The sequence below is a fragment of the Trichococcus paludicola genome, from assembly GCF_003052295.1.
Taxonomy (GTDB): Bacteria; Bacillota; Bacilli; order Lactobacillales; family Aerococcaceae; genus Trichococcus; species Trichococcus paludicola.
Genome location: NZ_QBLC01000002.1, coordinates 21,807 through 42,506, shown reverse-complemented (window position 1 = coordinate 42,506; position 20,700 = coordinate 21,807). Strand labels below are relative to the sequence as shown.

At 46.7% G+C, this 20,700-nt stretch carries 19 protein-coding genes; 6 read left to right on the top strand and 13 right to left on the bottom strand.

The window, feature by feature from the left end; translation table 11 throughout:
• Positions 1–76 precede the first annotated feature (76 nt).
• Entirely contained in the window at positions 77–2,839 is a 2,763-nt protein-coding gene (locus tag C7R56_RS02975; protein WP_107995125.1) for a transglycosylase domain-containing protein, read from the top strand.
• A 174-nt stretch (positions 2,840–3,013) separates the two neighbouring features.
• Here the strand turns inward: C7R56_RS02975 and ccpA are convergent, their stop codons facing one another.
• The gene (gene ccpA, locus C7R56_RS02970) at positions 3,014–4,024 is read right to left on the bottom strand and encodes a catabolite control protein A (RefSeq protein ID WP_107995124.1); all 1,011 of its coding nucleotides are present in this window, start codon (positions 4,022–4,024) and stop codon (positions 3,014–3,016) included.
• Between the two features lie 226 nt (positions 4,025–4,250).
• Here ccpA and C7R56_RS02965 point away from each other — a divergent pair, with 226 nt between their 5' ends.
• Positions 4,251–5,360 carry a M24 family metallopeptidase gene (locus C7R56_RS02965; RefSeq protein WP_107995123.1) on the top strand — a complete coding sequence of 370 codons (1,110 nt, stop codon included), beginning with the start codon at positions 4,251–4,253 and terminating at the stop codon, positions 5,358–5,360.
• An 80-nt stretch (positions 5,361–5,440) separates the two neighbouring features.
• Here the strand turns inward: C7R56_RS02965 and C7R56_RS02960 are convergent, their stop codons facing one another.
• Positions 5,441–5,905 carry a YtxH domain-containing protein gene (locus tag C7R56_RS02960; RefSeq protein WP_159072135.1) on the bottom strand — a complete coding sequence of 155 codons (465 nt, stop codon included), beginning with the start codon at positions 5,903–5,905 and terminating at the stop codon, positions 5,441–5,443.
• A 40-nt stretch (positions 5,906–5,945) separates the two neighbouring features.
• Positions 5,946–6,410 (bottom strand): DUF948 domain-containing protein, encoded by a 465-nt coding sequence (locus C7R56_RS02955; protein WP_086988093.1) that lies wholly within the window; start codon positions 6,408–6,410, stop codon positions 5,946–5,948.
• A 268-nt stretch (positions 6,411–6,678) separates the two neighbouring features.
• Between C7R56_RS02955 and C7R56_RS02950 the strand changes: the two genes are divergently transcribed.
• The gene (locus C7R56_RS02950) at positions 6,679–7,584 is read left to right on the top strand and encodes a mechanosensitive ion channel family protein (RefSeq protein ID WP_107995121.1); all 906 of its coding nucleotides are present in this window, start codon (positions 6,679–6,681) and stop codon (positions 7,582–7,584) included.
• 88 nt (positions 7,585–7,672) lie between these two features.
• Here C7R56_RS02950 and cbpB read toward each other — a convergent pair whose 3' ends face one another.
• The 4 genes from cbpB to racE form a co-directional block, all read right to left on the bottom strand.
• Positions 7,673–8,173 (bottom strand): cyclic-di-AMP-binding protein CbpB, encoded by a 501-nt coding sequence (gene cbpB, locus C7R56_RS02945; RefSeq protein ID WP_107995120.1) that lies wholly within the window; start codon positions 8,171–8,173, stop codon positions 7,673–7,675.
• Positions 8,174–8,240: 67 nt separating this feature from the next.
• A complete protein-coding gene (locus tag C7R56_RS02940) occupies positions 8,241–8,759 on the bottom strand; it encodes a metallophosphoesterase (RefSeq protein WP_107995119.1) in 519 nt (172 codons plus the stop codon).
• A complete protein-coding gene (locus C7R56_RS02935; RefSeq protein ID WP_234402561.1) occupies positions 8,760–9,383 on the bottom strand; it encodes an XTP/dITP diphosphatase in 624 nt (207 codons plus the stop codon).
• A gap of 15 nt (positions 9,384–9,398) precedes the next feature.
• Positions 9,399–10,223 (bottom strand): glutamate racemase, encoded by an 825-nt coding sequence (gene racE / locus C7R56_RS02930; protein ID WP_107995117.1) that lies wholly within the window; start codon positions 10,221–10,223, stop codon positions 9,399–9,401.
• 213 nt (positions 10,224–10,436) lie between these two features.
• Between racE and C7R56_RS02925 the strand changes: the two genes are divergently transcribed.
• Both C7R56_RS02925 and C7R56_RS02920 read left to right on the top strand, forming a co-directional pair.
• Positions 10,437–10,742 carry a transcriptional regulator gene (locus C7R56_RS02925; protein WP_107995116.1) on the top strand — a complete coding sequence of 102 codons (306 nt, stop codon included), beginning with the start codon at positions 10,437–10,439 and terminating at the stop codon, positions 10,740–10,742.
• A gap of 342 nt (positions 10,743–11,084) precedes the next feature.
• Positions 11,085–11,510, top strand: a complete 426-nt coding sequence (locus tag C7R56_RS02920) for a YslB family protein (protein WP_107995115.1) — start codon at positions 11,085–11,087, stop codon at positions 11,508–11,510.
• Between the two features lie 74 nt (positions 11,511–11,584).
• On the opposite strand, the gene trxA is transcribed toward C7R56_RS02920, so the two are convergent.
• The 4 genes from trxA to C7R56_RS02900 form a co-directional block, all read right to left on the bottom strand.
• Positions 11,585–11,896, bottom strand: coding sequence for a thioredoxin (trxA, locus tag C7R56_RS02915; RefSeq protein WP_107995114.1), 312 nt, complete (start codon positions 11,894–11,896; stop codon positions 11,585–11,587).
• A 75-nt stretch (positions 11,897–11,971) separates the two neighbouring features.
• Positions 11,972–14,347, bottom strand: a complete 2,376-nt coding sequence (locus tag C7R56_RS02910; RefSeq protein WP_107995113.1) for an endonuclease MutS2 — start codon at positions 14,345–14,347, stop codon at positions 11,972–11,974.
• A gap of 83 nt (positions 14,348–14,430) precedes the next feature.
• Positions 14,431–14,976 (bottom strand): CvpA family protein, encoded by a 546-nt coding sequence (locus tag C7R56_RS02905; RefSeq protein ID WP_107995112.1) that lies wholly within the window; start codon positions 14,974–14,976, stop codon positions 14,431–14,433.
• A gap of 29 nt (positions 14,977–15,005) precedes the next feature.
• A complete protein-coding gene (locus tag C7R56_RS02900) occupies positions 15,006–15,794 on the bottom strand; it encodes a cell division protein ZapA (RefSeq protein ID WP_107995111.1) in 789 nt (262 codons plus the stop codon).
• Positions 15,795–16,014: 220 nt separating this feature from the next.
• Between C7R56_RS02900 and rnhC the strand changes: the two genes are divergently transcribed.
• Complete coding sequence (gene rnhC / locus C7R56_RS02895; RefSeq protein WP_107995110.1) at positions 16,015–16,965, top strand: ribonuclease HIII; 951 nt, start codon at positions 16,015–16,017, stop codon at positions 16,963–16,965.
• Positions 16,966–17,038: 73 nt separating this feature from the next.
• Here rnhC and pheT read toward each other — a convergent pair whose 3' ends face one another.
• Both pheT and pheS read right to left on the bottom strand, forming a co-directional pair.
• Positions 17,039–19,453 (bottom strand): phenylalanine--tRNA ligase subunit beta, encoded by a 2,415-nt coding sequence (pheT, locus tag C7R56_RS02890; RefSeq protein ID WP_107995109.1) that lies wholly within the window; start codon positions 19,451–19,453, stop codon positions 17,039–17,041.
• A gap of 4 nt (positions 19,454–19,457) precedes the next feature.
• Positions 19,458–20,504: a phenylalanine--tRNA ligase subunit alpha gene (gene pheS, locus C7R56_RS02885; RefSeq protein ID WP_107995108.1), complete on the bottom strand. Its 1,047-nt coding sequence runs from the start codon at positions 20,502–20,504 to the stop codon at positions 19,458–19,460.
• Positions 20,505–20,700 lie beyond the last annotated feature (196 nt).

Sequence of the window (20,700 nt, the reverse complement as noted above, 5' to 3'; positions counted from 1 at the left end):
CATGCTATGTAATAGTCAGGGCAAAGCTTTTTTGTTATACTAATAAGTGACCACCTGAAAAGGAAAGAGGGAATATATGAACAATCCAGATGGAAATAAAGCGGAAAAATGGCTGAAAAAGACCGGGGAATTTTTTAAACGTCTTGGGCAATCGATAAATGGCAGCCTCCAGCGGATTTTTACAAAAGAAAATGCTGCAAAAACAAAGGAAAAAGCCTTGCTTTGGGAGCAAAAGACCCACAAACGTATGGATCAAAGCAAAGTAACTTTTCGGAGAATGAAACGCAAACTGGACACGGAAACAAACATGAAGCCTCTTCTTTCAAAAGGAGCTTTCGGTTTCAATGTTTTTTTTGGTGTTATCCGGAACATTTTAACCGGAATCATACTATTGGGCCTCCTGTTGGGCATATTTGGCGGTGGCGCCGGATTGGGGTACTTTGCCAATTTGATTTCAAAAGAGACTGCCCCAACATACGAAAGCATGGCGGAAGACATCGGTAATGTTGAACTTGTTTCGACTATGTACTACGCAAACACCGAAGCCATTTCAGAAATACGCACCGACTTGGTCAGGACCACTATCGGATCGGAAAGCATCTCTCCGATTATCAAAGAAGCGCTCATCGCAACGGAAGACGAAAATTTTTATGAGCATGACGGGATCGTACCGAAGGCTATCTTAAGGGCATTGGTGACTGAATTGACTGGATTGGGCAGCCAAAGCGGCGGTTCTACCCTGACGCAGCAACTCGTCAAACAGCAGATATTGACGAATGAAGTGACCTTTTCCCGCAAAGCCAATGAGATTTTATTGGCCCTACGGCTCGAAAATTTCTTTACAAAAGATGAAATACTGACTGCTTACCTGAACGTCTCACCTTTTGGACGAAACAGCAGCGGTTCCAATATCGCAGGAATAGAGGAAGCCGCCAACGGAATCTTTGGCGTCCATGCATCCGATGTTTCCTTGGCTCAGGCGGCATTCTTGGTGGGTATCCCGCAGAATCCTTATACCTATACTCCTTTCACGCAATACGGCGAAAGAAAAGAGGATTTGACCGCGGCCCTTAACCGCAAAAACACTGTACTGTTCCGGATGCTCAGCGAAGGCTACATCACTCAAGAAGAATATGATGCTGCAATCGCCTACGACATAACTCAAGATTTCGTAGCTGCCTATGCCACGCAAGAGGACAGGAACAGTTACCTATATCAAGCCGTCGAACGCGAGGCAATCCTGGTACTGATGAAGCAAGCTGCTGCCGGGAATGACCTCACCTTGGAGGATCTGGAAGCAGACACCGAACTGTACAACGAATATTACGCAAATGCGGATAATGCGCTACGTTTATCAGGATATAACGTATACAGCACAATTGATAAAGACATCTATAACGGCATGCAGGAAGTCGCATCCGAATACGGGCAAACCTTGGGAGAAACATTCGTTGATACCTATGTTGATGCAGATGGGGTCACGCAAGAAGTTACTGAGCTTGCCCAAACAGGTAGTGTATTGATCGAGAACCAGACAGGTAAAATCATCGGATTCATCGGAGGCCGTGATTTTTCGGTCAATCAAGTGGACCACGTGTTCAGCACTAACCGCTCACCGGGCTCAACGATCAAGCCGTTGCTGGTCTATGCTCCGGCGATCGAACAAAACCTTATCTACCCTGCTTCGATGGTGCCTGATACAAAAATAAGCATCAAACAGCCCGATGGCACACTATGGGAGCCTACGAACTTCGGCGACACCATTTCCAATACTTACATGACCGCTCGCCAAGCGCTCTACCAATCAAAAAACAACCCCACAATCAAGCTCTATGTCGCCATGAACGACAAAGGTATGAATCCGGGGCAATATCTGGAAAAAATGGGCATCACCTCGATCGACGAATCGGAATACGGCAATCCATCCTTAGCGATCGGAGCCACAAATGATGGCCCTACCGTTTTGGAACAGACCAGTGCCTTCACGACCTTCGCAACCGGAGGCGGGCATGTTTCGCCCTATCTGATCGAAACGATTACGGACAAGCACGGGAATGTCATTTATCAGCACGAGTCCGAAACGACGGAAGTATTCTCGCAAGACACCGCTTATCTGACTTTGGACATTCTGCGCGACGTCATCACCGATGGCACAGGCAGGTCGATCAACAATTATCTGAATTTCAGCGCCGATTGGGCCGGAAAGACCGGAACATCGGAAGCTAACCGTGACATCTGGTTCATCGCCAGCACCCCCACCGTCACGCTCAGCTCTTGGATGGGGTATGACAATTACAAAGGGGAACATGTCTTCTATGACCCTAACAATCAAGGACTACCAACCGGGCGAAATCTGAATTACTGGTCCCAAATCGCCAACAAGATCTATAGCATCAATCCGGGCATCCTCGGAACCGATCAGACACATCAGCAACCGGAAGGGATTGTCGAAAAATCGGTCCTGGCTGAAACAGGAACGTTGGCGGGAACCGTTTCGTTTGCGAACGGATTGTCTGTCACCCTTAACGGAAGCACAAGGACTGATTTGTTCAAAGTTGATGATTTACCAAAAACAATCTCCTACTATTTCTCTCCCGGCGCCACCGATAAAGATCTGGAAGACTTTTGGGACAGCTATTTGGCTGAAGCAACAGCGAGACGTAATGCGGCCGCAGCTTCGTCTGCCCCCGCGGCAAACCGAAATAACGCTACCAATGATGCTGCTGAAGAAGAAGCACCTGCTGATCCGGAGACCGACGATACAACTGAAGAAACAGAAGCGGAAACAGAAACCGGAGCGGAATCCCCGCAGACTGAAGAACCCTCCGCAACTGAGTAATAAGATAGTGGCTGTCCCATTCGGGACAGCTTTTTCATTTGCTGCCCCTACTTATTTGTCCTGTCGAAACAAAGGTGCTTCCAGGCGATCCTTTTCTGCAAGGGACAGAAAAAAGCCCTGCATCCGAAACAGATGCGGGGCTTTTTGGGCTTGATTGTCATTCGGAAGGACCAATTACTTTTTAGGTAATGTTGTTCCTCTGTTGACGATTTTGTAAGGAAGGATGATGGATTTTTCATCAATGTCTTCTTTGTTCATGATTTTAGTCAACAAACGCATCGCAACAGCACCGATATCATACAGCGGCAACATGATGGACGTCAATTTCGGACGCGCCATTTCAGTTATGCGGGAATTGTTGCTGGCAGTGACTTCAAACGCCTCAGGGACGTTGACACCTGCATTAATGATAGCATTCAGCAGGCCGATGGCAAGTTCATCACCAGCTACATATGCTGCATCCACTCCAGCTTCAAGTAATTGTTCAGCCAATAGTTCACCATTTTGAAGAGTCGGCTCACATTCGAAGACAAGAGCCTCATCAAAAGCAATGTTTGCATTGACCAAAGCATTCTTGTATCCCTTCAGGCGATGCTGACCATTGATTGGATTGGAAAGCGATGCTGATACGAAAGCAATATTCTTCTTGCCGTTCGCAATCATGTTCGCTACAACTTCTTCGGTTGCGCCGATGTAATCGATATTGACGCTTCCAACTTGTTGTTCAGGATCGATTGTTCCCGCCAAAACGACCGGCGTTTTGGAACGGGAGAATTCTGCGCGCAACTCATCGGTGATCTTATTGCCCATGTAGATGATGCCATCCACTTGTTTGGCAAGTAAGGTGTTCAATACTTGAATTTCTTTCTGGTCATTCTGATCGGAGTTCGCTAAAATGATATTATATTTGTACATTGTAGCGATATCATCGATTCCGCGTGCCAAAGATGCGAAGAACAAGTTAGTGACATCAGGGACAATAACCCCTACTGTAGTTGTTTTCTTGCTTGCCAAACCACGGGCAACAGCATTCGGTCTGTAATCCAAACGTTCAATGACTTCCAATACCTTTTTCCTTGTGGATGGTTTTACGTTGGGATTACCGTTCACTACGCGGGAAACAGTTGCCATGGAGACATTTGCTTCGCGAGCGACATCGTAAATTGTAATCGTTTGTTTTTCCATTTATGTTGCTCCTTATCTCAATTGTTTTCAATTTTTTATTTTCCATTATTCAACATAATGTTGTAAATATTGATTGTTTTACAAGCTTATAAAGAATTTACCATTGTTTCATGAGATATGCAAGCGTTTTATAAAAGTTTTCATGAAAATTTCACATTGCAAATATCAAAAATCGAACCCTCATTATATGCTATAATACTAAAGAAAGGAAGGTGTCATATTAAAAATGCCTTTAAACTCCGTTATCAATTTAATGAAAAAACAAGATATCGATATCGTATTTCTCAATGATCCTAAAAATGTCTTTTACGTTTCTTCATACAGGAGCGATCCACATGAAAGGATTTTGGCGGCCATTCTATTTAAGGATGCAAAACCCCTGCTGTTTGTCCCTGCGCTGGAAGAAAATGATGCGCGGAATACCGCTGCTGATTTTGATGTGGTCAGCTACACGGATACGCAAGATCCTTGGACTGTACTGGCAACCAGCATAAAGGAGCGTCATTCGCCGCTATCGGACTGGTCCATCGAAAAAGATTTCTTGACTGTTGAACGCATGGAAGCTTTGCGGACACATTTCCCGACAGCAACTTTCGGGCATAACATCAGCGAAACGCTTCAAAAAATGCGCCTGATCAAGACGGAACAAGAGCTGACCTTCATGAAGGAAGCGGGCCAATGGGCTGACGAAGCACTCAAAATAGGCGCCAATACGCTGCGCGAAGGCATCACTGAACTGGAAGTCGTAGCAGAAATTGAATACCAACTGAAAAAAGGAGGCGTAGCCGAAATGAGCTTCACCACCATGGTGTTGTTCGGTGAAAATGCAGCCAGTCCGCACGGCGTTCCCGGCGACACCAAACTCAAGCTAAACCAGTTTGTGCTGTTCGATCTGGGAACCATGCACGAGGGCTATGCCAGTGATGTGACACGCACGCTCTTCTTTGGTGACAGGCCATCTGTGCGCCAACAAGAGCTCTACGATTTGGTGTTGGCAGCCCATGATGCAGCGATGGCTGCAGTTCGCCCTGGCATAACCGCCGGCGAATTGGATGCCGCAGCGCGGAAGATCATTGCGGATGCGGGCTACGGCCGCTACTTCAACCATCGTCTGGGTCACGGTTTGGGTCAAGGCGTGCATGAATACCCATCCATCATGGAAGGCAATGAATTGGCCCTTACGGAAGGCATGTGTTTTTCCATCGAGCCAGGCATCTATATCGAAGGGGATATCGGGGTCAGAGTCGAGGATTGCGGATTTGTGAGTGCGGATGGTTTTGAATCCTTCACGCATACGCCCACTGGCATCGACGCCTATTCAAAACTGATCAATTAGTTGGTTATACTTGCACAACGGAATAACTCGTCAAACAACACAAAAAAACAGGCAGCAAGCCTGTTTTTTTTGTGTTGCTTTTAGATATTTTCCACGTTGTCTTTGACTTCTTCAACTTTTTCTTCCACTGCGGCTTTTTTCTCTTCCGTAACAGCTGCAGCTTCTTCTTTGCCTTCCTCAGCGATGACGGATGCAAATTCTTTCACATCAGTGGCTTTCTCTCTGATCTCGTCCTTCGCTTTCTTTAAATCGTCACCGACATGTTTGGTCGTTTCCGTGAATTGCGTTTTGATGGATGAAGTGGTATCCTTCAAGTTGATTTTAATGTCTTCCGACGTTTCTTTGGCAACATCCATGAACTCATTGCCCTTCTCGACAGCGATGTCTGCATAATCGCGTGCTGTATCAAGCAGATTATTGACTTCCTCAGTGATGTCATCGCGCAATTCTTTGCCTGGTTTTGGCGCAAACAATAGTGCAGTTATAGCTGCCGCTGCCCCACCGATGATTGCCCCTAATACAAATCCGCCTTTATTTTTTGTCATAATATTCATTCTCCTTTTCGTTTATGATTTGGTTGGCTCTTTAGTAAGTTTTGAACTTTGTATCCTTTGTTTCTTTCTTCGCTTGCCGCTGGCGGGCAATTGCCATTGCCGTCCGGCCAAGCTTTCCGACAGTAGAGGAACCCGATGTGCTTTTTACGCCTTTTCCTCCGCCTTTAAGTGATACTGCCAAATTTCTGGTTGATTGGTTCACATCGGAAACGGTCACACCCAAATCGCCGATTGCGGTGAATAAAGGATCTGTCTTGCTGATTTTTCCGTTCAGGTCGTCCACCAACGTGTTGGCTTTATTCAGTAAGCCTTCAACTTCGATTGACAAGTGATCGACATCTTTTGTGATGACCGCCAGGCTTTTATTGGCTTCCTGGGTAACTTTTTCAACTTCGCCTAAGATGTCAGTGACTTTTCTCAATGCCAAGATGATGAAAACCACCAATACCGCAAAAGCTAGTGCAGCAATCAAAGCTGCAATTTCACCATATCCCATTATTTGTACTCACTCCTTCTTAATTCATACTCACATCTGTCAAAGCATTGTACGAATTTTTATAAGATTTATTTCATTTATAATAAAATGATACCATAGACATTTCCGATATGCTATTGAAACCCCTTTAGATAATGTCAAATCGTCTGAATATGGATTTCTCCGCTTTAGACATGCTTTCTTCAAAGAAACGTAATCCTATCTTCATTTTCATAAACCTTGTAATTTGATACAATGGAAACAGCTGTTTTAGAAATGAGGGATATAAATGATTGATGCAAGTATACAAGACAGTGCTCTTGCGCAAGATTTGATAGGGGAAGTGGTGACGAATCCAAACATTTTTGTCAAATGGTGGAACAGCATCGCCTGGGAAGAGATTGTGGGCCTGTTTATTTCGAAAGGCATAACCTTAATTTTTTTGTTGCTCATCTTTTTTGCTTTAAAACGTTTATCCAATTACGTGTTGCACCGGACTTTCGAAAAACAAATATTGACCAAACATATCACGCAGAATCGCGCTACCACCATCTATAAAATAGCGGAGAATGGTTTGCGTTATCTTCTGTTTTTCTTTTTGACCTACGGAGTTCTCTCCATTATGGGTGTTCCGATCGCTACATTGGTTGCCGGTGCCGGTCTTGCGGGTCTGGCTATCGGTCTGGGCGCACAGCAGTTCATCAATGATATCGTCAATGGATTCTTTATTATCCTGGAATCCCAATTTGATGTCGGCGATCATGTTGTCATCGGCGGAATCGACGGCACTGTCGTAAACGTAGGGCTGCGAACGACACAAATCAAGAGTTTTGATGGAACATTGCATTTTTTGCCGAACCATACCATAACGACCATCAGCAATCTGTCCCGAAATGATATGCGAGCAATGATTGATATTCTCTTGTATCCGGATACCGATTTCGAAACCGTCGACCAGGTCATCCATGCCGTCAACGAGCGGATTGTGCCTGAACATCCGGAGATCGTCAAAGGTCCGAATGTTGTCGGCATTACCGATAAAGGGAATGGTCAACTTGCCTATCGGGTGGTTTTTTATACATTGAATGGGCAGCAGTTCACCATTCAAAACCTGTTCCTGGGAAGCTACCGCTCAGCCCTGTTGGAAGCCGGCATCCAAATTCCGGCTATGCCGTACACCGCGCCGAAAGCATAAGCTGCCTAAAAAAGTGCGCACCGCCAAATCATTGGGCGGTGCGCACTTTTTTTTGTTGTGGGGTGGGTGCTGAAGGAGACAGCGGCATCTATCTTTCGGATGCCACTTCTTCCTTCTCCTCGATTTTCTCAAACTTGTAGAGGCGGTGGAGGCCGTGCACCAGGTGATTTACTCTCGTCAGAATTTCTTTGCGCGTGATGATGCCGATAAACTTGCCGTCATCTTCGGTAACGCACAAGAAATTGTGATCGATCAGATAATTCAAGATATCCTCAAGATCCGTCCATGGGCGGATGGTCTGTACATTACGGTCCATCACTTCTTGGACCGTAAGTGTCTCAAGCTTGTCATAGCGGATTGCATCGATTTCGGTAATGGCTTTGATGATCATCGGTATGGAAATCAGACCTTTGATGCGGGACTTCGAATCCAATACGGGAATGACAGAATACTTCACTTGGGACAGTACTAGAAACGCATGGTTCAGGTTATTTGAAGAATGCACATTGGCGACATTTTCTCCATGGATCATCAGATCCCCGCACGCGTCATTGTCCAGTAATAACCCGGCTACTTCGCTACTAATCATTTTTAATTCCTCCTAAAAGGTGTTCATCCGGCGCCTAAGCCGTCAGTGCCACCTTTATTGCATGTGATCAAAGTAATTGAAATTGTTTGTTCAGATCGACCATTTCCTGATGGTGGTCATTGTAATAGGTTACAATGGCCGTTTGATCATTCAACGTGACGATGCAATAAGTCTTTTCAGTCAGTGTGCCTCGTGGTTGACTGATGCTGCCTGGGTTGATGAACAGGATGCCATCCCCCTGTTCCGCTTTGGCAATGTGGGTATGCCCATAAAATACCAGCGAAGCGTTCGCTTGCTGGGCTGCTACTTTCAAACCAGCTACGGAGCCTCTCACAGAATGACGATGCCCGTGAACGACCAGCACATTTTTGTCGCCGGCCTGGAATCGGTATTCGTCGTTCATTTGATAATCATAATCGCAATTCCCCATCACGGTGGACATGACCCCCCAGATCAGATCGGTACTGTTCAATTCCGAATCACCGCAGTGGATAAAATGATCGACCTGATTCGAATATCGCAAAATCAACTCATTGAGAATGTCTTTTTTACCGTGGCTGTCACTGACTGCAAGTATTTTTATCATCTAGTCCGCTTCCTTTTCCAGCCAAGCTGCCCAACTTTTTTCGAGATTTTTCAGGGCATTCGCACGATGGCTGATCTGATTTTTTTCGACATCGCTCAATTCCGCCATCGTCTTGCCTAAGTGAGGCAAATAAAACAAAGGATCATATCCGAAACCATTGTCTCCGCTCGGAAACTCGGCGATTTCACCTGCGATATCCCCTTCGACAACCAGACTCTCCCGATCAGGGTGGGCCAACACCAGCGTACAATGGAAGTGTGCTTTTCGGGACGGGTTCTTCTGGGACCCCAGCATCGCAAGCACCTTCGCATTATTGGCGGCATCGCTTTTCGCTCCACCGGCGAAACGGGCTGAAAACACACCTGGCTGACCATCCAACGCATCGATGCAGATGCCCGAATCGTCCGCCAAGACTGTCATACCCAATAATTCGGCGATTGTCTCAGCTTTCTTCCGTGCATTGGCTTCAAATGTATAGCCGGTTTCCTCAACATCCTCAATCTCCGGATAATCCAACAAAGTCACGACTTCATAGCCTTTTGGTTCAAATAGAACGGCGAAATCTTTGGCTTTTCCCGGATTTTTGGTTGCTATTACGATTTTCTTTTTTTCAGTTGCGTTCATCGTATCCCTCATTTCTCAATCATTCTCAATCAAATGTACCAAGTCAACTTTTTCGATCGTAAAATTGCCCTGTCCGAGCCAGTTTTCTGCAATGTCCGAAAATAGTTTGGGCGAACCAGTCGTATAAAATCGGTATTCGGATGCTTCCTTGTTGTGTGAGCTTTCCGCCAAACGGAAATAATCCAAGAGGGTGCTCACCTCAGATACCGTTTCAGCGCCGGAATCGATAAGGGTTACACAAGGCCCCATCACATTTTGGATGAGCGGTGTCAAAAGCGGATAATGCGTGCACCCCAGAATGAGGGTATCAACAGATTCCTTCAGTAAAGGTTTCAGCGTTTCCGCAACCACTTTTTTGGCGATTGATCCGTTGTATTGGTTGCTCTCCACAAGCGGCACAAATTTGGGGCAGCTCATGCTGATGACCGAAATACCCTTGTCTTTGTCCTTGATGGTTTGTTTATATACGTCGCTGTTGATGGTGCCTTTTGTGCCGATTACGGCAATGCGCTCATTTTTTGAATGTTTGATTGCCGCACGGCTCCCGGGATTGATGACGCCGATCACGGGAATGTCCACGCGGTCGCGGATGACATCCAAGGCAGCTGCAGTCGCTGTGTTGCAGGCGATTACCAGCATTTTGATATCTTTCTTCAGCAGAAACTGTGTCATTTCCCATGTGTATTGAATCACTTCTTCTTTGGGCCTTGGTCCATAGGGGCATCTGGCGGAATCCCCCAGATAATAAATGGATTCATTGGGAAGTTGTTTCATTGCTTGTTTCACGACGGTCAAGCCGCCGACACCAGAGTCAATAAAACCGATTGCTTTTTTGCTCATGCAGTAACTTCCTTTATTTGTTTTCGTATCTCTATTTTACCTTAAGATGCACTGATTTGGTGAAAATGAGGCAAATTTCATCCGAAATCGCTTCGCTTTTACGGAAAATAGGGTCTCTTTTTCCCAAGGCCACTGCCGATTATTGGCCGTTCAAAAATATCTATGCTACAATTGGCTCAATTTCAATAATCAGGAAAAGGAGTGGACACACAGATGAGTTATCAATCAATCGTAACCGTAGTCGACAAAGGAATGATCGACCGCGTATTCGAGAGCGCGCGCTGCGAAGAGTCCTACTGCGGTACCGTCATTGCCGGCCGCGGATCCGGTATGCACGAGAACAAGAAGCTGTTCAATTTGGCATTAGAACCGGAAAAAGAAATCCTGCTGGTGTTGACCCAGGAAGAATATTCCGAAAAAATCATCAGCCAAATCGAGGAAGCGGTAAACATTACTGCACCCGGGAACGGCATCCTTTTTGGGCTGAACATCAATAGAGTACATGGTATCAGGTCATAATCACAAACGAAACTCGTTATATCGCGTAATGCGGTATAACGAGTTTTCATTTTTGGCATGGATGGAGAAGCCTGTTCAGCCATTCAGCAAACGGCGTTGCTCCTCTTCTTTTTTCCAGTCCGAGATATATTTGAAGACCGGAATCAATAGCAGCATCAATCCCAAAGCTTTCTTAGCATTCCACATAAACATCTTCCTTTCAAGTTGTGTATTGGATTTCTTAACCCTATTATGCCTGATGTTGATAAAAAACGCCATTGATAGGCATCGCCTGAAAATAGGCTCTAGTCACTATTTAAAATACGTGTATAATGAAGTGTACAATTAAGGGGGAAAAATCACTTGAATCCTGAAAACGAAAATGCCCGTATTATCGATAACGAACACTTCTCCTATTTATTGATAAGGGATTACCTTCTGGGAAACATTCTTGGTGAACATACCAATGAAATATTGTATTGGGCCGGAAAAGATTTGGCTCGGCAATTCCCATTAAAAAGTCAGGAAGATCTGTATGAAGCGATGATTTATTGCGGTTTCGGACAGCTGGAACTACTCAAAAAAGAAAAAAATGCGCAACAATACCGTCTGGATAGTGATCTGGTCACTGTCCGCACCCAAAACGATCAGGCCTCCTTCCAACTGGAAGCTGGATTTTTGGCGCAACAAATCCAGATGACGACCGGCCTCCCCTGTGAAGCAAAAGCAGAAATCATAGTAGGAAAAGACAAGAAAAAAGAAGTCATCATCACCCTTCTCGTTGAATGAACAGGAACACCCAAAGAAAAAAGAGTTGCCGGATACCCTGAAATACCAGGACGACGGCAACTCTTTCTTATTGTTTAGATATATTTTTCAAGCGTTTCTTCAAGCATTTCTTTTGCATGGTAGCCGACTAATTTTTGTACGACTTGTCCATCTTTTTTTATCAACAACGTTGGGATCCCCATGATGCCGAATTGGCTTGGTGTTTGCGGATTAGCATCCACATCCATTTTGGCGAAGGTCACTTTATCGCCGATTTCTGCATCCAATTCATCGATGATTGGTGATTGCATGCGGCAAGGTCCGCACCAAGTCGCCCAGAAGTCCACTAGCACGACCCCATTTTTTGTTTCTGTCTCAAAATTTGCATCTGTTAATATTTTCACCATTGTGTTTGCTCCCTTCAAATGCTTTCTTTATGTTCCAATTATAGCAGAGGTTTTGCTCAGTACCAATCAATCTGCTCAGCCGCGGAATGTCACGATCGTCGCGCCGTTTCCACCGGCGTTCACCGCTGCATATTCGTAGGACAGCACTTGGGGATGACGCTTCAGCAAATCGCCCACACCTTTGCGGAGAGCGCCTGTGCCTTTTCCATGGACGATCGTTACTTGCGGATAGCCGGCCAATAAAGCGGCATCCAAATACTGATCGACCTCAGACAATGCTTCTTCGTAGCGTTGGCCTCTAAGATCAAGCTGCGTCGCCACGTGACTGGATGAAGCCGATTTGACAGTGGCGATCTGCCTTTGCCTGCTTTGATGCTGCGGCTCCTCTTTGATCAGCCTGAGATCCGATTCCGGCAGCTTCATCTTCATGATCCCCATCTGCACGACCCATTCGGCATTGCCTTTCTTTTCCACGAGTGTGCCGCGCTGGCCATACGTCTCCGTCATGACTTCATCGCCGGGTTTGAACATTTTTTTCTCTTTTTCTTTACGCAACACTTTGTTTTTGACCAAAGACTCCTCTTGACGCAGATCGGTGAATTGCTTGCGCAGATCGATCAGTTCGTGTTCTTTGATGCTGCCGGAATTCCCCATGTTCAGCTGCATTTCGCGGATTTCCTGCAATAGCAATTCCGCTTCTTCTTTCGCCGTGTCGACCAACTTGTTGGCCTCTTTTTTGGCATCTTCGATGGCTTTTTCCTTATTGGTTTCCAGCTTTTCGTTGGCGCGCTTCAGATCGGCCAACAGCTTATCGGATTCTTCCAACTGCGTTTGGAGTTGCAGGGATTCTTTTTCGGTGACGCGTCGCTTCTGTTCCAGATCCGCAATCATCTCGTTCAGGTTTTGGCTGTCCACATCAATGAAACTGCGCGCCTGATTGATGATGTTTGGGTTGAGCCCGAGTCGTTTCGAGATATCGAAGGCATTGCTTCGGCCGGGAACGCCTATCTGCAGACGGTAAGTCGGAGCCAACGTCTCTCCGTTGAATTCCATGCTGGCATTAATCGTTCCGGAGCGATTGTAACCGTAGGCCTTCAGTTCAGGGTAATGCGTGGTGGCCATGACATAGCTGCCGATGCCGCCGATGTAGTCCAAAATCGAAATAGCCAACGAGGCACCCTCTTGGGGGTCGGTACCGGAACCCAACTCATCCAAGAGCACGAGACTTTTGTCATCGATCTGATTAAGGATCGAGACGATATTCGTCATATGTGAAGAGAACGTACTCAGGCTCTGTTCGATTGACTGTTCGTCGCCGATGTCAGCAAAAATCTCCGTGAAAATGCCGATTTGGCTGTCCTCATCCGCCGGTATCTGAAGACCGGATTGGCCCATCATCTGGATGATCCCAAGTGTCTTCAGCATGATCGTCTTTCCGCCGGTATTCGGACCGGTAATAACGATCGCTTGGTACGCTTCGCCGAGGATCAAGTCGTTCGCGACGACATCATTCTGGTCGATAAGCGGGTGTCTGGCTTTCCAAATGGCGATATGATTCTCCTTGCTGATGATCGGGCGTGTCGCTTTCAGGGAATCAGCATAACGCGCTTTTGCGTTGATGAAATCCAGAGTCGCCAGCACTTCACTGTTCCCGTATAATTCCTGCGTAAATGGCTCGATTTCCATCGATAATTCATACAAGATCCGCTCGATTTCCGCTTTCTCCTGTGCCGCCAGCTGGCGCAAATGATTATTCAGATCCAGGATGGCTTGTGGTTCGATATAAAGCGTCTGACCCGTTGAGCTTTGGTCGTGGACAATCCCACCGAACTGATTACGGTATTCGATCTTGACCGGAATCACAAAACGGTCATTACGGATCGTGATGATGGCATCACTGAGGTAGGACGCTTTGTTGCCTCTGATGATATCATCCAGTTTGGTCCGGATATTCTGTTCGCCCTGCTTGATTCCTGTACGGATCCCCTTCAATGCAGGTGAGGCATCGTTCTGGATTGTGCCGTCCTCGTAAATGGTTGCTTGGATCTTTCTTGTGATTTCAGGTAATACGACCAGCCTGTCCACCAGTTCATCCAGGACAAAGAAGGTAATCTCGTTGTCATCGAACCATTGGAAGAATTGGATAATTTCTCTTGTAGTCGACAAAACCCGACCGATTTCGGCGATTTCTTTTCCGTTCAAGGTTCCGCCTATCTCCAGTCGCTTCAGATGGCTGCGGATGGACTTCAGCCTCGGCATCGGAATCCCACCCTTCAGGCGCAAAACTTTTCTTCCGTCTTCCGTTTCATCTTGCAAAGCAACGACTTTTTCTGGATCAGTTTCGGGCCGCAATGCCTGAATCTCATCTTTTCCTTGGTCGGTTGCGGCAAAATTCTGGAGTTGTTGTTTTATTTTTTCGAACTCTAATGTTTTACTTATTTTATTATTCATCTGATTCTCCTAAAAAGTGCTTCTCCAAAAAAACGGGACGATATAGTACACTATACAGTCCCTTCCGTTAAATTAACATTCTGTTACTGAATGATGCCGATCCACCAGTCATAGATCAACCGTGAGAAATATGGCGTTTCGGATACCATCCAAGCCGCAAGATCGCTTTCGACATAAAGTTGTTGGATGAAATCCAGCGGAATCATCGATGCGAGGGTCAGCAAAAGGAAGATTCCGATGTATTGCATCAGGAATCCGAGTATACCGCCGCCCAGCTCATTCAGCTGTTTGATGATCGGGAAGAACGCCAAAGAGTTCAGCATGCTCCCGATAAATCTCGTGACAAGCCAACCTGCGAACAACAACAGAATGAATGCTAATCCATTATAAAACGCCTGATCCAGGACAAAGGACACCTGTTCAGAGTAAAATATCAGTTCTTTGCCGAACTCTACGGATGGGTACGGGACCAACAGATCGATTTTTTCCGCAACGACGGCATAGTATTCTCTAGCGACCACGAAAGAAATGAAATATCCTACGGTGTAGACAACCTGCAGAATAAGCCCTCTTCTGACGCCAGTATAGATGCCCCACAATAATGAGAGCACTATTATCAACGTAAGCATTTTTTCACCTGATTTCTACAGTCTTTTTTCTACTTTTTCCCATCGTGTTCTTGATTTTTAGTGTAAGGCGGAATGGCATTCTCAGCATTCCTGTTGACACCCAAAGCCGAACGCACTTGCGTCCTGTGTTGAGCCCGTTTCAACGCTGCTTCGGAAGCAGTTGTCGTCTTCGTCAATTTTGAATTGGATTTTCTGGCCGGCAGGTCGTTGGCTTCACGGGCAGCTTGCTGCAATTCACTGATTGTCGCTGGCATAGAAGTCACGGTTTGGCTCTCGTTATCGCGCTTTTTCCCAGCAAAGTTAGTCAATGCCTTCTTTGTTGGAGCATTCCCGCTCATCTTTTCAGCAAACTGGACCTTTTCAGGCCTTTCGACGACTGTTGCTTCGGTTTCGCTTGCTTTTTTAGGTGCTTTCTCTTCCGCCAGAGGAACGGCATCTATTTTTTGTTCGACGTCGGCAACCGTTTGAGTGTGTGGCGCCTCGACTAAAGACATCTCTGCCTCGGCCTGTTCTGTTTCCTGAGTGGAAGCAGGTTCTGTAACGCTTCTGTTTTCCTGCAAAGCTTTCTCAAGCTCTGCCACCTTCAATAGTAACTCTTCCATCTCCAACTGTTTCGTGATCTGATCGGAAATGGCATTCACGGCCACGAGAATGCCGCGCTCCTCCCGTCCAAGCGCCGGGGCTGCCTGTTTGATCTGTTCCAACTGCGCATTGACCAATTCCGATACCGCAGTCAAATGCTCAGGTGCTTTATTTCCCACAATCGTATAGGTCTTCCCTGCTATGATTGTTTTGAATCTTCTTTTGTTTTCCGTCATATTCAAAGACCTCCATTAAAAAACTGTCTAATATATTTTAACATAAATCTTGCAGATTGCAGTATAAACCTCTTCCTGTTCGCAAACCTTCCATTTTGTCGAAAATAGCAGTTATTTTCCATCACATTTCACCATCAAGAATTGCCTCTCCTGTGATAGAATAAGGGATGCTACGATTAAGAAGTTGTACAGAAAAATTAAATAGAGCAAGGATGAGAATATGTCGAATGTCGTTTTGAAATCAACGACGAGCCAACTTAAAAAGATGGCCGTCTTTTATCAAGATTATGCTGTCAAACCAGTGCCCCACAGCCTTTTCACAGCCAAAAAGAACCAAACCACCATCACTGGTTATAATTCCGGAAAAGTGCTGTTCCAAGGCCAAAACGCCGAAAGCGAAGCGGCGCAGTGGCAATCCGCCAGCGAGAAGAATGGGAATTCAAAACCCACTGTCGCAAAAAACGGCGTTAACAAAGAGGCTCCGAGCAAAACCGGGCTCCCAGCAGGCTTTCCCGGCTGGTCCGTCATCGGCAGCGACGAAGTCGGTAACGGCAGCTATTTCGGCCCATTGACGGTCTGCGCTGTCTACGCGTCTGCCGAACAATTGCCCTTGCTGAAAAATATGGGCGTCCAGGACTCAAAAGCACTGACCGATGCCCGCATCATTACGATTGCAAAGCAATTATTGCAGTGTGTCCCTCACAGCGTCATCAACTTGATGCCCGAAAAATACAATGAAGTCCAGCCGACGATGTCCCAAGGCAAAATGAAGGCGTTGCTCCATAATCAAGTCCTCGATCAGCTTTTGAAGAAAATAGCTCCGGAAAAACCCAAAGCGATCTTGGTCGATCAGTTCGAATTGCCTTCGACGTATTTCAAGCATATTTCTGACCAAAAGGTGCAAGTGAAGGAGAACATTCATTTTCAAACAAAAGGCGAATCCCATCATCTGGCGGTGGCGGCGGCTTCCATCATCGCCCGCTACTACTTTCTGAAGACATTGGCTGACATGACCGCAGCCTCCGGTTATCCGATCCCTTCAGGCGCCGGCGCCAACGTCGACCTGATTGCTGCCGAAATGTACCGTGAAGGCGGCTTGGAACTGTTGGACAAATACACGAAGCTTCACTTTGCCAATACCCAAAAAGCCATCCGACTGGCGAACAGATAGTAAAAAAACGATTCACCTAAGAAAAGGCGAATCGTTTTTTTGTTGTTCAGTAAAATGAGGCAAGCTGGTTCCCTTAACGGATTGCTGCTCCGCATTCGGTTTCCAAAGCTGCGACCAATTTGGTGAAGGCCTTGTTGATGTCTTCATCGACAAGCGTCGCTTCAGGGTTCAGGAATGCCATGGAATAAGCAACCGACTTCTTGCCGTCCTCGATTCCTTTGCCTTGATAGATGTCGAACAGATGGACATCCTTCAAGAATTTCCCTCCGTTTTCCTTGATGGTCTTGACGATCTGCTGGTGTGTGACGGTTTCATCCACCAATAAAGCTACATCGCGAGTCACGCCGGGGAATCTAGGGATTGGCTGCTGTGTGATCACTTCCTTCGGTGCGGCGATGATTGCTTCAAAATCGATTTCGAAGGCATAGGTTTCCTTCAGGTCATAGGCATTTGCCGTTGCCGGATGAACCTGGCCGACATAACCGATATAGGTATCGCCCAGATAGACGGCAGCCGTTCTGCCTGGATGCATCCATTTCAGGTCTTTGGCAGCTTCAAAACGGATCTGATCGTTCAGGCCCATCGTCTCGAAATACCCGTCCAATACTCCTTTAGCATGATAAAAGTTGACGGATTCAGCAGCCATTTGCCAATCTTTTTGGTAGGCCATTCCTGTCATCACGCCGGCCAAACGCTCCGCTTCGATCGGCAAAACGCGATCAGCTGACGGGAAGAAGACGCGACCGATTTCGTAAAACTGGATATCCGTGTTCTTGCGGGCAACGTTGTAAGCGGCATTGTCCAGCAGCGTGCTCAATAAGTTCATCCGCAGCGTGCTGCGGTCTTCGCTCATCGGCCAAGCCAAACGGATGCCTTCCTTGTCTTCGACTGCGTATTCCCGCGCTTTTTCGGCGGTAGTCAGGACATAGCTGATGTTCTGGGTCAGTCCCGCACCTTCCATGAATCTTCTGGTGATGCGCATCGTGTGTTGTTTAGGCGTCAATGCAGTTGGCAAAGCCGGTGTGATCGGCAATGTTTCCGGAAGGTTGTCGTAGCCGTAGATGCGTGCGACTTCTTCCAGGATGTCCGCATAAATGGAAATATCCCATCTTCTCGGCGGTACAGCAACCGTGAAGGTTTCGCCGTCAAACGTCGAGGCAAAGCCCAACTGGTTGAAGATTGCAGTCACTTCGTCGCTGGAAATGGCAGTCCCTAACGAACGGTTGATTTTTTCCAAAGTGATGACCACTTCCGTGTCCTTCACTTCCACAGTATCGACGGAAGCCGTACCGGCAACGACAGTGCCTCCAGCCAACTCATGGATCAGTTCAGCCGCATGTTGTCCGGCTGTGCGGATCGTCGCTACGTTGATGCCTTTTTCAAAACGGGAACTCGATTCACTGCGCAAGTTGAACTTCCCTGCTGTTTTGCGGATCAAAACCGGATTGAACAATGCCGCTTCCAAAGCGACAGTCACGGTTTCATCGGTGATTTCCGAATCCAGACCGCCCATGACGCCCGCCATTGCAATCGGCGCAATGCCGTTCGTGATGACAATGTTATCCGTGTCGAGCGTTCTTTCGACTCCATCCAACGTCGTCATCATTTCGTTCGCTTTGGCACGACGGACGACGATTTCCTTTGAACCGATTTGGTCGTAGTCGAACGCATGCAAAGGCTGGCCGTATTCCAACAGGATATAATTCGTGATGTCGACTACGTTGTTGATCGGGCGGATGCCGCCGTTCATCAATTTGTTCTGAAGCCAAAGCGGGCTTTCCGCGATTTTTACATCTTTGATCACCTGGATATGGTAGGCAGGCGCATCGTTCGTGTCCTCAACGGCAACTTTGATGTAATCCGCAACGGAACCTGTCTTTTCGGAGACAGGAGCCTCCGGGAATTTTAGCGTTTTGTTGTAGATGGCTGCGACTTCATAGGCGGATCCGCGCATGCTCAAAGCATCGGCACGGTTCGGTGTGATATCGATGTCCAGGATCGCATCATCCAGTTCCAACAAGTCAACTACTTCCGTTCCGGGAACCGCTTCAGCAGGCAGTACAAAAATTCCGTCCGCATATTTTTTTGAAACCACACTCTCAGAGTAGCCCAATTCAGCCAACGAACAGATCATTCCATTCGATTCTTGGCCGCGCATCTTGCCCTTTTTGATTTTTGCATTGCCGGTGATCCGTGCGCCATGCAAAGCCACGATGATTTTCTGGCCGGCAGCCACATTTGGCGCGCCGCAGACAATCTGGATCGGTTCCTCAGCCCCGATATTCACTTGGCAGACATGCAGATGGTCCGAATCAGGATGGTCGACCACGGACAACGTTTCACCGACAACGATTTTGGACAAGCCATTGCCAGGATATACGACGTCGTCCACCTCGATACCCGTGCGGGACATTTTTTCAGCCAATTCTTCAGGTGTTACATCAGATAAATCTAAATACTCTTTTAACCATTTATAGGAAACTTTCATTATGTTACTCCTTTACATCGAATTGACTTAAGAATCGGATATCATTTTGGTAGAAGTGACGGATGTCATCAACACCATATTTCAACATCGCTACACGTTCTTGCCCAAGTCCGAAAGCAAAACCGGAATATTTCGTTGAGTCAATCCCAGACATTTCCAGAACATTGGGATGGACAATACCTGAACCCAAGATTTCAATCCAACCGGTTTGCTTGCAGACATTGCAACCGGACCCGCCGCATTTGAAACAGCTGACATCGACTTCGACAGATGGTTCCGTGAACGGGAAGTAGCTTGGACGTAAACGAATTTCGCGTTCTTCTCCGAACAATTTTTTGGCGAATACGGCAAGCGTGCCTTTCAGATCAGCCAAAGTGATGTTCTCGCCGATGACCAATCCTTCAATCTGATGGAATTGGTGTGAATGGGTCGCGTCATCGCTGTCGCGGCGGTAAACTTTCCCCGGGCTGATCATCTTCAATGGTCCTTTGGAAAAGTCGTGTTTCTCCATCGTGCGCGCTTGTACCGGCGACGTATGCGTACGCAACAACAATTCATCGGTGATGTAGAAAGTGTCCTGCATATCGCGGGCCGGATGATCCTTAGGAAGATTCATCTTTTCAAAATTGTAGCTGTCCTGTTCCACCTCTGGACCATCCACGATTTTGTACCCCATTCCCAAAAACAAATCCTCGATTTCTTCGTTGATCTGCGTCAAGACGTGTGTCGTGCCTTGCGCGATCTTCCTGCCAGGCAAGGTGACATCAATCGTTTCGGCCGCGATTTCGGCCTCCATTTTTTTGATTTCCAGCGCATCTTTTTTGGCTTGGATGGCGGCTTCGATGTCGTCGCGCAGTTCATTCGCCAACGTTCCGATGACGGGGCGCTCTTCAGGGCTTAAATCCTTCATCCCTCTCAAAGCTTCTGTGATCGGCCCTTTTTTCCCTAAATAGGAAATGCGGACTTGATTCAATGCCTGCAGATCCTCTGCAGATTCGACTTGCTGTAAGGCATCTATACGTAATGTTTCTAATTTCGCTTTTAATTCCATGTTCTGTCCCCTTTTCATAAAAAATGCAAAAAAATCCCATCCCTGGTAAGGGACGAGATTTTCGTGGTACCACCCTTGTTTCGCTGCAAGCAACGACACTTCATTTGTTTAACGGTAATAAACCGGAACTTTATTCATTGCACGGGGCAAATCCCAAAGTCAGCTCGGGGAGTGAAAAAACACAATCGGCTTCTAT